This window comes from Streptomyces sp. NPDC007901 (assembly GCF_042959465.1).
Taxonomy (GTDB): Bacteria; Actinomycetota; Actinomycetes; order Streptomycetales; family Streptomycetaceae; genus Streptomyces.
Genome location: NZ_JBIBKW010000009.1, coordinates 211,282 through 223,233, shown reverse-complemented (window position 1 = coordinate 223,233; position 11,952 = coordinate 211,282). Strand labels below are relative to the sequence as shown.

Annotated in this window: 9 protein-coding genes; 3 read left to right on the top strand and 6 right to left on the bottom strand. The window is 72.3% G+C overall.

The window, feature by feature from the left end; translation table 11 throughout:
* Position 1: 1 nt before the first annotated feature.
* The gene (locus ACFZDK_RS28615) at positions 2–1,570 is read right to left on the bottom strand and encodes a CocE/NonD family hydrolase (RefSeq protein WP_390976782.1); all 1,569 of its coding nucleotides are present in this window, start codon (positions 1,568–1,570) and stop codon (positions 2–4) included.
* Positions 1,571–1,686: 116 nt separating this feature from the next.
* The gene (locus ACFZDK_RS28610) at positions 1,687–2,451 is read right to left on the bottom strand and encodes a hypothetical protein (RefSeq protein WP_390976781.1); all 765 of its coding nucleotides are present in this window, start codon (positions 2,449–2,451) and stop codon (positions 1,687–1,689) included.
* A gap of 143 nt (positions 2,452–2,594) precedes the next feature.
* Between ACFZDK_RS28610 and ggt the strand changes: the two genes are divergently transcribed.
* Entirely contained in the window at positions 2,595–4,391 is a 1,797-nt protein-coding gene (gene ggt / locus ACFZDK_RS28605; RefSeq protein ID WP_390976985.1) for a gamma-glutamyltransferase, read from the top strand.
* 75 nt (positions 4,392–4,466) lie between these two features.
* On the opposite strand, the gene ACFZDK_RS28600 is transcribed toward ggt, so the two are convergent.
* The 4 genes from ACFZDK_RS28600 to map all read right to left on the bottom strand — a co-directional run bounded on the left by ACFZDK_RS28600 (position 4,467) and on the right by map (position 9,886).
* Entirely contained in the window at positions 4,467–7,013 is a 2,547-nt protein-coding gene (locus ACFZDK_RS28600) for an AAA family ATPase (protein ID WP_390976780.1), read from the bottom strand.
* 92 nt (positions 7,014–7,105) lie between these two features.
* A complete protein-coding gene (locus tag ACFZDK_RS28595) occupies positions 7,106–7,945 on the bottom strand; it encodes an ATP-binding cassette domain-containing protein (RefSeq protein WP_390976779.1) in 840 nt (279 codons plus the stop codon).
* A gap of 53 nt (positions 7,946–7,998) precedes the next feature.
* Entirely contained in the window at positions 7,999–8,751 is a 753-nt protein-coding gene (locus ACFZDK_RS28590) for an ABC transporter transmembrane domain-containing protein (RefSeq protein WP_390976778.1), read from the bottom strand.
* Between the two features lie 355 nt (positions 8,752–9,106).
* The gene (gene map, locus ACFZDK_RS28585) at positions 9,107–9,886 is read right to left on the bottom strand and encodes a type I methionyl aminopeptidase (protein WP_390976777.1); all 780 of its coding nucleotides are present in this window, start codon (positions 9,884–9,886) and stop codon (positions 9,107–9,109) included.
* A 44-nt stretch (positions 9,887–9,930) separates the two neighbouring features.
* On the opposite strand from map, the gene ACFZDK_RS28580 reads away from it, so the two are divergent.
* Complete coding sequence (locus ACFZDK_RS28580) at positions 9,931–10,182, top strand: helix-turn-helix domain-containing protein (protein WP_390976776.1); 252 nt, start codon at positions 9,931–9,933, stop codon at positions 10,180–10,182.
* A 126-nt stretch (positions 10,183–10,308) separates the two neighbouring features.
* A complete protein-coding gene (locus ACFZDK_RS28575; protein WP_390976775.1) occupies positions 10,309–11,898 on the top strand; it encodes a hypothetical protein in 1,590 nt (529 codons plus the stop codon).
* Positions 11,899–11,952 lie beyond the last annotated feature (54 nt).

Below are 11,952 nucleotides of genomic sequence, written 5' to 3'. Positions count from 1 at the left end.
ATCACTGCTCGCGCAGCGGGACGGACACGTACGACGGGTCGTCCACCGGCGAGGAGAAGGTCAGCTGCGCGCCGGACGGGTTGTGCTCGATGTAGAGCGGGTCCACCGTGTCGACCACCAGCGCGAGCCGGTGCCCGGCCGGCACGTCGTAGGCCGTGGAGAACAGGTCCAGGTCCACGTCGAACGCCTTGCCGGGCGTCCGGCCGTGCCAGGTGTACGGCGCGTGGGTGACCAGCTTGCCGAGGCCGAGCGGGCCCACGTCGTAGAGGTAGGCGACGAGGGTGCCGCTCTCCTCGGTCGGGGTGAGGGTGGTGTGCAACCGGGAGGTGCCGCGCACCCGCTGGGCGCCGGCGTACCGCTCGGACTGCCAGACGGCGGCCCAGCGGCGCGGCAGCAGCGGGATCGAGGCGACCGGGGGCAGCTGGGCGACCTGGTCGAGGATGCTCGACAGGAAGACGATCCCGCCGTCCGCGCCCGAGTCCACGTTCGCGTGGACGGTGGCCGTGCCCGCGAGGTCGACCTTCCGGCGCGTGGCGCCGACCGACTTCCAGTCCGGATAGCCCTCGTAGCCGCCCGTGGAACGGGACTTGAGCTCCACCGGCTGCTCGCGGTCGATCCCGTTGTCCGCGCCCTTGAGGTAGTGGTCGAACCAGCGCTCGGTGTCCGTCCACACGTCGTTGGGCAGCCCGAACAGTCCGGTCAGCTCGGCGGTGGCGTGGTCGCCGGGGCGCAGCTCCAGCCGCTTGGGGCCGGTCAGCCTGCCGTAGAAGCCGGCGATCTGGTTGGGCGGGAAGATCGTGTCGCCCCAGGCGTTGGCGAGCATGATCGCCGCGCCGTTCTTGTTGATCTGGTCGACATAGGTGGCGGCGGATCGTTTCTTTCCCCAGTCGATCAGTTCCTGTTCCTTGGACAGGTCGGCGGCGAAGAAGTCCTTGAAGACCTGGCTGGTCTCCGCGCTCGGGCGGCCGGTGACGAGGCCCACGCCGTCAAGGAGGGCGGTCGCCTGGGAGTGCTCTGTGCGGCCCGAGTAGATCGAGTCGATCAGGTCGGCCCAGCCGCTGAGCGAGGCGACCGCCTTGATCCGCCGGTCGTGCGCGGCCGCGAGCAGGCTGATGCCGGCGCCGTACGACACGCCCGCCATGCCGATGTGCCCGGCGTCGGAGGGGGTGTTGGCGAGCGCCCAGTCGATCACCTTGGACGCGTCGGCCACATCGGGCGGACCCGCCACCTCGATACCGCCGCCGGACTGCCAGAAGCCCCGGACGTTGTAGGCCACCACCACATAGCCGGAGTCGGCCAGTTTCTGGGCCTGGGCGAGGTACTGGACCTGGGGGAAGCCCCAGCTCGTGGGCATGACGAGCAGCGGATAGCGGTGCGTGCCGTCGGCGCCCGCGGGCGTGACGACGTTCGCCTTGAGCGTCGTACCGCCGTCACCGCTGATGTCGACGAACCGGACGCTGTTCTGGGCGGCCTGGGCGACGGGGGTGAGCCCGAGGACGCCTCCGGCGATCAGGGTCGCGGAGACGGCGCCCACGGCGGTCGTACGCAGGGCCTTGCGATGGGTTCCCACAGGTCACTCCCCGTATGTGTCAAAGCAAAGTGACCCGACGGTAACCGCGACCTCTTACTGCAAGTAACCCGTCGGTAAGTTACGTGCGGGTAAAGATTGTTGAAGGGTGCAGGTGTTCAGGTGGCGCGGTGCGAGGCGGGTGCGGGGTCGGTCGCGGCGGGCGGCAGCGGGGCCTGGGCGGCGCGGCTGACGTCCGAGACGAGTTCGACCACGTCAGGGCCGTACGCCTGCGAGTTGACGACCTTGAGGAGCAGCACGAAGGTGTTCTTGCCGTGCTTGCGGGCGAGCCGCTCGTGGTTGCGGGCCAGGTAGCGGGTGGCCGCCTGGTTGGTGATCGCGCGCTGCCCGCAGAAGAGGAACACCGGGCGGGCGTCGGGGCGTTGGCCGGCGGTGAGGCGCGCGAGGAGCACGTACTCCGTGATGCCCGGGTCCAGCCGGTAGCGCTCGGTGCCGATCTGGAAGGCGCCGCGGTCCGGACCCGGCTCCGGGTCCACGTTGACGCGCACGCCGGGCAGCATCGCCGACATGTGGGCCAGCATCCGGCGGTTCGACCCCGGCCCGCCGACGCAGAACTCCGTGCGTTCGCCGAAGCCCTGCTGGACGTTGTCCTGGGTCACCATCTGGAGGTTCGCGCCGCAGTCCTTGATCAGCGCGGCCAGCTCCAGGAGCGCGAACACGTCGAAACGGTGGACCGCCGGTTCGGAGGTGGCCGGATCGCGGTTGACGACCAGCAGCGACTCCGAGTTCTCCGGCAGCCCGAAGAAGGCCTGCTTGCGGCGCAGCCTCCGCCGCCAGATGTAGGTGCGGGCCAGCCAGCCGAGGGCGGCGCTGATGCCGGCCGCCACCACACCGAGGACAATGTTGCGCAGGTCGTCATTCATGGGCGCGCATGCTAGCGGGCACAGGTGGCCGGAACGTACCCGTGTTCGAAGTGTGGCGGTCATATGACAGTGCCCTGAATGTGCCTGTCGGGGCCATGGCCCCGCAGATACGCTGCGCGGACGTTCCCGAACTGGAGGTGCGGATGCGTCGCCCTGTCACGCGGAAACTGACGGTCCTGGCGGTCTCGGCCGCCGTGGTGTCGGTGGGAGCGGCAGCGCCGCCGGGCACCTCCGGCGGGAGCGCGGTGACGAAGGTCCCGGTGGCCGTCGGCTACGGCGGTGCGGTCGCCAGCGTCGACGCGGACGCCTCCGCCGCCGGTATCGAGGTGCTGCGCAAGGGCGGCAACGCGGTCGACGCCGCCGTCGCCACCGCCGCCGCGCTGGGCGTCACCGAGCCGTACTCCTCCGGCATCGGCGGAGGCGGCTACTTCGTCTACTACGACGCCAAGTCCCGTACGGTGCACACGATCGACGGGCGCGAGACCGCGCCGCTGACCGCGGACTCCAACCTGTTCGTCGAGAACGGGCAGCCGCTCGCCTTCGCGGACGCCGTGAGCAGCGGGCTGAGTGTCGGTACGCCGGGTACACCGGCCACCTGGCAGACGGCGCTGAACCAGTGGGGGAGCGAGCGGCTCGCCACCGTGCTGAAGCCGGCCGAGCGGATCGCCCGCGACGGGTTCACCGTCGACGACACCTTCCGGACGCAGACCGCCGCGAACGAGACACGGTTCCGGTACTTCCCGGACACCGCGAAACTGTTCCTGCCGGGCGGGCAGCTGCCGGTGGTCGGCTCCACCTTCAAGAACCCCGATCTCGCCCGTACCTACGAGGAGTTGGGGAAGAAGGGGACCGGGGCCGTCTACCGGGGAGACCTCGGCAAGGACATCCTCTCGACGGTCGACAACCCACCGGTGGACCCGAGTTCCGGGTGGAAGGCGCGCGCGGGCAAGCTGTCCGCGCAGGACCTGGCCGCCTACCGGGCCAAGCTGCAGGCGCCGACCGAGACGTCGTACCGCGGGCTGAAGGTCTACTCGATCGCGCCGTCGTCGTCAGGCGGCACGACGGTCGGGGAAGCCCTCAACATCCTGGAGAACACCGACCTCTCCAAGGCCGGCGAGGTGCAGTACCTGCACCACTTCATCGAGGCGAGCCGGATCTCCTTCGCCGACCGCGGACGGTGGGTCGGTGACCCCGCGTTCGAGGACGTGCCGACGAAGGGGCTGCTGTCCCAGCGGTACGCCGACGAGCGGGCGGCACTCATCCACGACGACTCGGTGCTGACCAGCCCGGTCGCGCCGGGTGACCCCAACGACCCGGGCTCCACGGGAACGGCGGCGCCGACCACGTACGAGGGCGAGAACACGACGCACCTCACGGTCGCCGACAAGTGGGGGAACGTCGTCTCCTACACGCTGACCATCGAGCAGACCGGCGGCAGCGCGATCACCGTGCCGGGGCGGGGGTTCCTGCTCAACAACGAGCTGACCGACTTCTCGTTCGCCCCGGCGAACCCCGCGGTGCACGACCCGAACCTGCCCGGTCCCGGGAAGCGGCCGCGGTCCTCCATCTCGCCGACGATCGTGCTGGACAAGGCGAACAAGCCGGTGGTCGCGGTGGGGTCGCCCGGTGGGGCGACCATCATCACCACCGTGCTGCAGGTGTTGACCGAGTTCATCGACCGGCATCTGCCGTTGGTGGACGCGATCGCGGCGCCGCGGGCGTCGCAGCGGAACGCGGCGAAGACGGAGCTGGAGCCGGCGCTGTACAACGACCCCGAGTTGAGGGGGAAGTTGGAGGCGATCGGGCATGTGTTCAGTCTGAATCCGGAGATCGGTGCGGCGACTGGGGTGCAGCGGTTGCCGGGTGGGAAGTGGCTTGCGGCTGCTGAGACGGTGCGGCGGGGTGGGGGGTCCGCGCAGGTGGTGGATCCGGTGCGGTAGTCGGGCGGGTGCGGGTGCGTGGGGGCTGGGCGCGCCCGCGCGGCGGTAGCCGCAAATCGATACAGCCCCGCGCCCCTAGAGGGGCGCCTTGCCCGGCCGGAACTCCAAGTGGCCGTTGGTTTCGTCCACGGTTACCTGGCTGCCTTCTGCGATCGTGCCGTCCAGGAGGAGGCGGGAAAGGTGGTTGTCCACCTCCCGCTGGATGGTCCGTCGTAGTGGTCGGGCGCCGTACTCCGGTTGGTAGCCGTGTTCCGCGAGCCAGTTGACCGCCGGGTCCGTGAAGTGGGCGGTGATGCCCTGGGCGTGGAGCATGCGGCGAGTGTGTTCCAGGAGGAGTTCGGTGATCTGGCGGAGTTGCTCGCCGGTGAGCTGGCGGAAGACGACGATCTCGTCGATGCGGTTGAGGAACTCCGGGCGGAAGTGGTCGCGGAGGGGGCGGAGGACCTGCTCGCGGCGGGCCTCCTCGGTCGCCTCCTCGTCGCCCAGGCCGAAGCCGATGCCGGCGCCGCGGCGGTTGATCACGTCCGAGCCGAGGTTGCTGGTCATCACGATGACCGTGTTGGTGAAGTCCACGGTGCGGCCCTGGGAGTCGGTGAGGCGGCCGTCGTCGAGGACCTGGAGCAGGACGTTGAAGACGTCCGGGTGGGCCTTCTCGACCTCGTCGAGGAGGAGCAGTGAGTAGGGGTGGCGGCGGACGACCTCGGTGAGCTGGCCGGCCTCCTCGTGGCCGACGTAGCCGGGTGGGGCGCCGACCAGGCGGGAGACCGTGTGGCGCTCCTGGTACTCGCTCATGTCGAGGCGGACCATCCGGTCCTCGCTGCCGAACAGGACCTCGGCGAGCGCGCGGGCCAGTTCGGTCTTGCCGACGCCGGTCGGGCCGAGGAAGAGGAAGCTGCCGATCGGGCGGTTGGGGCTGGCGAGTCCGGCGCGGGAGCGCAGGACCGCCTCGGAGACGGCGGCGACCGCCTCGTCCTGGCCGATGACCCGATGGTGCAGGTGGGCCTCCAGGCCGAGCAGGCGCTCCTTCTCCTCCTGGGTGAGGCTGCTGACCGGGATGCCGGTCTGGCGGGACACCACCTCGGCGATCGCCTCGGCCGTCACCTCCAGGTGCTGGCCCTCGTCGGCCTCGTCCTCGCCGGAGACATCGGTGATGCGGGTCTTCAACTCGCTGATGCGGTCCCGGAGTTGGGTGGCCCGTTCGTACTGTTCGTCGGCGACCGCCTGGTCCTTGTCCCTGGTCACCTGTTCGATCTCGCGCTCCATCGCCCGGACGTCGCTGCCCTTGGTGCCGGCGCCGAGGCGGACGCGGGCGCCCGCCTGGTCGATGAGGTCGATCGCCTTGTCGGGCAGCCGGCGGTCGGTGAGGTAGCGGTCGGAGAGTTCCACGGCGGCGACCAGGGCCTCGTCGGTGTAGCGGACCTGGTGGTGGGCCTCGTAGCGGTCGCGCAGGCCGCGCAGGATCTCGATGGTGTCCGGGACCGTCGGCTCGGGCACCAGGATCGGCTGGAAGCGGCGGGCCAGCGCCGCGTCCTTCTCGATCTTGCGGAACTCCTCCAGGGTGGTCGCGCCCACGATGTGCAGCTCGCCGCGGGCGAGGGAGGGCTTGAGGATGTTGCCCGCGTCCATCGCCCCGCCCTCGCCACCGCTCCCGGCGCCGACCACGGTGTGCAGTTCGTCGACGAAGACGATCAGCTGGTCGGAGTGGGCGCGGATCTCGTTGACGATGGTGGTCAGGCGCTCCTCGAAGTCGCCCCGGAAACGGGTGCCCGCGACCACGCCCGGCAGGTCGAGGGCGACGACCCGGCGGCACGACAGCACGTCCGGCACGTCTCCGTCGGCGATCCGCTGGGCCAGGCCCTCGACGATCGCGGTCTTGCCGACGCCCGCTTCACCGATCAGCACGGGGTTGTTCTTGCCGCGCCGGGAGAGCACCTCGATGGTCTGCTCGATCTCGTCGTCGCGGCCGATGACCGGGTCGATCCGGCCCTGCCCGGCCTGCTCGGTCAGATCGCGGCCGTACTTGTCGAGGGTGGGCGTGTTCGTACGGCGCCGGGTGTCCGGGCCGGTGAGGGAACGGTCGGTCTCCGTGGCGTCCGCGGGCAGGCCGGCGGCGGCGAACCGGGCGGCGTTCAGGATGTGCCCGGCGGCCGAGTCGGGGTTCGCGGCGAGGGCGCCCAGGACGTGCTCGGGGCCGATGTAGCCGGTGCCGCTGGCCCGGGCCAGGTCGTGCGCGTCCAGCAGGGCCCGCTTCACGGCGGGGGTGAGCGCGAGCGAGGTCGGCGGGGGTGCCTCGCCGGGCGGGTGCTGGACCGGGCCCGCGCGGTCGTCGATCTCCGTCGCCAGCGAGTCGGGATCGGCGCCGGACCTGCTGAGCAGGGAACGGGTGGGCTCGGCCGAGAGGGCCGCGCGCAGCAGGTGCTCGGTGTCCAGGTCGCGGCTGCCGTGTTCGGCGGCGTACTGGGCGGCGCCCCGGACCAGCTCCCGGGCGGGCTGGCTGAGCAGCCTGCCGATGTCGATCTGGCGGGGACCCTGACGTGCCCCGCCCTCACCGAAGAAGCGGGCGAGGAACTCGCCGAAGGGGTCCTGTCCGTTGTCGCCCGGTCCGGGGTAGCCGCTGGTCATGAGCGTTCGTTCCGTTCCGGCGTCCCGGCGCCTTGGGGGACGCGCTCGCTGGTCGACGGGCCGGCCCACGCGGGTGCCCCGGCAGGGCCCGGTCACACCACCTTCGCACGCCCGCCGTAGGCGGGCACGTCCAGCGGTTCGGGCGGCGGACCGACGGGCAGGACGGCGTCGGCCTGGGCGGCCAGTTGGGGATCGTGGGTGATCAGGAAGGTGGTGCGGGACGCCATGAGGCGGCGCAGCGGCTCCATCACCCGGCGCGCGGACTCGGCGTCCAGGCCGGTCGTGGGCTCGTCCAGGACGAGGACCGGGGTGTCGCGGACCAGCGCCCGGGCGATGGCCACCCGCCGCTGCTGGCCGCCGGACAGCTGCCGCCCGGCGGGGCCCACCGGAGTGTCGTAGCCGTCGGCGAGACGCCGGACGAAGTCGTCCACGTCGGCGGTAGCGGCCGCGCGCAGCACGCTCCGCTCGTCGGCGCCGGGACGGCCGTAGGCGATGTTCTCGCGGATGGTGCCGTCGAGGAGCATGGGGTCCTGCGGTACGAGGGTGACCAGCTCGCGCAGCCTGCGCAGCGGCAGGCCGGTGATGTCCCGGCCGTCCAGGAGGATCCGGCCCTCGGTGGGGTCGTAGAAGCGCAGCAGGAGCTTCGCCAGGGTGGACTTGCCCGAGCCGCTGGGGCCGTCGATCAGGACCAGCTGCCCCGGGTAGGCGGTGAAGCCGAGGCCGGTGACGATCCGCCGGTCGCCGCCGGGGTAGCTGAAGCCGACGTTGTCCAGGGTCACCACGCCGGGGCCGGTGCCGTACGCCGGTCGCACCCCGCTCTCCGCACGGGGGCTCCGGGTGACGGCGGGGCGGGTGTCCAGCACCTCGAAGAGGCGCTCGCAGGCCGCGGTGGCGGCGGAGACGCTCACGGCGAGGCCGCCGAGCGCCTGCATCTGCGGGTAGAGGTAGCCGAGGTAGGCGGCGAAGGCCAGCAGCCCGCCGACCGTCAGCCGGCCCGCGGCGATCTCCCAGGCGCCGACGCGCCGACCACGGCGAGCACGGACACCGACTCGACGACATTGGCGAGGGGCAGATAGGCGTTGGCCAGCCGGGCGCGGGCCAGGCTGCTGCGCATCCGGGCGGCACCGCGCCGGTGCACCCGGTCGCGCTCCGTGCGCGACAGCGTCCGGATCGGCCGGGAGAGCCGGCGCGTGGCCAGCCACAGCAGCGGGGCCGCGGCGAAGGTGAGCAGGGCCGGCTCCCAGCGCAGCCACAGTGCGGCGCCCGCGAAGAAGAGCAGGCTGACGGCGGTGTTGAGCAGTTGCACCGGGCCCGAGGCGACCACGTGCTCCGCCTCGTCGATGTCCCCGGTGAACCGGGCCAGCAGGTCGCCCGGCGGATTGTTCTCGTAGTAGTGCGGGGGCAGCCGCTGCGCGTGCTGGAACACCTCGTCACGACAGCGCAGCCGGAAACCCTCCTCGGCCCGGCTGGTCAGCTGATGGGCGGCGAACGTCACGGCGGCGCCCAGCAGAGCCATCGCGAGCCATAACGCGGCCGGTCTCCAGAATTTCGCCGGCTCGGCCGAGGTGAGCACCTCGTCGGTGAGATAGGAGAAAACCTGAATGGCCGCCGTATCGCATCCGACGGATATCGTCTGACAGGCCACGGCGGTCCAGAGATGAATTCTTTCCGGCCGGGTGAGCGGCCACAGTCTGCGAAATGTGGTGACCGGGGAGATTTTCGCGTGCCGCCGGAACATCGCCGTCCTCCCGCCCCGATTCGGCCCGGGCGCGGACCGGCGAAGGAGGGCATCCCTTCGCCGGTCCGGCTGCCACGGGTGGTGTTACGTCACGCGATCAGCGGCCGGCGGTATTCGGCCGGGGCGGCCGCTGACCCTGGGGCGGAGGCGGCGGAGGTACCGGGCGTCGCCGCGTGGGCCGGGGGACCGGTACTCGCATGCGCACGTTTTCCATGAGAACTCCTTCGCTGATTTGGGCGGCCTTTTCTCCGCCCGTCACGGATATGTGTACGGGCGCATTGCGGGGGCCGCTCAGTGGCACAGCCAATTCATGGTTCGGCACGCGGTGATAGGAGATGCTCGGGGATGAGCTGTGTCAGACCTTTGAATTCCGCTCGGTGAGGATCCGCGGCCGGTCCGCCGTCACGGCCACCGTGTGCTCGACGTGGGCGGCGCGGGAGCCGTCGTCGGTGCGCAGGGTCCAGCCGTCGGGGGCCGCGTGGTAGCCGTCCCGGCCGCTGCCGATCAGCATCGGCTCGATCGCGATGACCATGCCGTGGCGGAGCGGGAGCCCGCGGCCGGGGCGGCCCTCGTTCGGCACCTCCGGGTCCTCGTGCATCCGGCGGCCGACACCGTGCCCGCCGAAGCCGTGCGGGACGCCGTAACCGGCCTCGCGGCAGACCCGGCCGATCGCGTGCGCGATGTCGCCGATGCGGTTGCCGACGACCGCCGCCGCGATCCCGGCTGCCAGCGCCCGCTCGGCCGTCTCCACGAGCCGTACGTCCTCCGGGCGCGCCCTGCCGACCGTGAAGCTGACCGCCGAGTCGCCGACCCAGCCGTCCAGTTCGGCACCGCAGTCGATGGAGACCAGGTCACCGTCGCGCAGCCGGTAGCCGGTCGGGATGCCGTGCACGATCGCGTCGTTGACCGAGGCGCAGATGACGGCGGGGAACGGGGTCGGCGCGAAAGAGGGCCGGTAGCCGAGGAAGGGGGACGAGGCACCGGCCTCCCGCAGCACCTCCCGTGCCACCTCGTCCAGCTCCAGGAGCGAGACGCCGACGCCGGCGGCCTCCCGTACGGCCGTCAGGGCCCGCCCGACGACCTGGCCCGCCTCGTGCATCGCGTCGATCGACATGTCCGTCTTCAGTTCCACCATGCCAATTAATATACCGGTTTACTCGACGGGATTAGAATGACGGCATGGTACGCACCCCTCTCACCCCGGAAGAGCGAGAACGCGGCGAGCGGCTCGGGCAGTTGCTGCGCGAGGCGCGCGGCGGCCGGAGCATGACAGAGGTGGCGGCCGTGGCGGGCATCTCGGCCGAGACCCTCCGCAAGATCGAGACCGGCCGGGCGCCGACCCCCGCCTTCTTCACCGTCGCCGCGCTGGCCCGGGCGCTGGGCCTGTCGATGGACGACCTGGTGCAGCGCTGCGCCCTGGTCGTCGCCTGACGCGCATCGGTCAAGATCGGGCAATGAGGTCTCTGCACGCCCGCGGAAAACTCCCCGTAGCAGCCCCGTAACACAACTGGTGTTGCCTACGGAACCGGAGTGTTCCGGTCGGGCGGGAGTCGAGCGATGGCTGTGCATCAACTCCCCGGCCGGGTGCGGGAGTTCGCGAACTACCTGAGCGGCCTGCTGGCGCGGCTGGACCAGGGCGCCGGCTGGTGCGCGGTGTTCTGGCAGCGCGACCCCGACGGAATGCAGGCCTGTCTCGGCGGCCGGGAGATACCCCCCTGGGACGTCGTGGAGGCACTCCTCCAGGACCTCGTCACCCTCTATGGCAGCGACGCCGTCGCCCGCGAGGCCGCGCAGGCCCGCACGCTCCACGCCGAGGCCATCGCCGCCTACGATGCCCGCCCGGGCGCCCGGGAGGATCTCAGCGACCGCCTCGACAGCACGCTCCGCGAACAGCGCTACGCCGCCGAACGGCTGGCCCAGCTCGGCCGCGACCTCCGCGCCGCGCGCTCCCACGAGGAGGCCGAGGCCCTCAACATCGACCTCGCCTGGGCCCGCGACGACCACGAACGCGCCTCCGCCCGGTGCGCCGAACTCCGGTCCCGGCTCGGGGCGCTGGAAGCACGGATCGGCCTCGCCGGACGACTGCGCGGCGCACCGGCGGTGCGGCGTGCGGGCGGCGACGGGGCCGTGCTCCGTGCCGACGGAGACTTCTCGGCGGGCGGGGCGGCGGATCCGGATGCACCGGGCGCGGGCGACCTGGCCTCGGCCGGTCCGGCGACGAGGGCATCGTGGCCGGGCGTCCCGGGCGGCGAACCCTCGACGGGCGCACCGGCTCGCGGCGAGCCGGTGGCGGGCGACCCCCCGTCCCCTGGCCCGGCCGATCCCTGGACGACCGCGACCGCGACCGTGACCGCGACCGGCGACGGCGCCCCCGCATCCGCCCCCACCGACGCTCCCCAGCCGTCCCCCGCCCCCGCCAAGCAGCGCAAACGGCGGCGGGGCAGTGCCCGGTTCGCCGGCATGGCGGAGGACGAGGCAGCACCGTCCGTCGTACCGCAGGCACCGGACGTGGACCTGCCCGCGGCCCCCGAGGGCCGGCGCACCCCGCGCGGAGCCCGGTTCGCCGGGGCCGCCGAGGCGCCGGCGCGACCGCGACCGCCGGAGGCGCAGCCTGACGAGGAGGCGGGACAGGCCGTCGCCGGGGCCGTGGAACGGCTGGTACGACTGCGCTCTGAGGGCCGCACCGGCGAGGCGCACGCGCTCCTGGCCGAGGTCGCGCTGTGGCCCGCCCCCCGGTTCCCGCTGCTCGCGGAGGCCCTCCAGCGGTCCGGGCTCGGCGCCGACTGGGCCACGCTGCTGTGGGAGGCGGCCTCGCTGCCACCCGTCCGGCTGGTGGCCGCCGCCGACGCCCTGACCGCAGCGGGCCGGACCGACGACGGCCGGCAGATCCTGCGCCAAGGCGTCGTCCGCCCCGCCACCGAGATCGGCGAGGCGGTCCTCGCCCTGGACGCCGAGGGCCGCCACCGCGAGGCGCGCGCCCTCCTCGACACCTACGTCCAGGTCCGCACCCCGGAAGAAGCGGCCCACAGCGCCGAACCCGACCCCCAGCGCCTCGTCCCCCTCCTCCTGCGCTCCGCCCAGCACATCTCGGACCAACGCCACTGGGACCTGCTCCACGCGTTGCGGGTTGCGGGCCTCGCCGCTTGAGCGCCCTGTAGGGGCGCGGGGAGCCACAGCGCACCCGCAGCCCGAAGCGCTCCC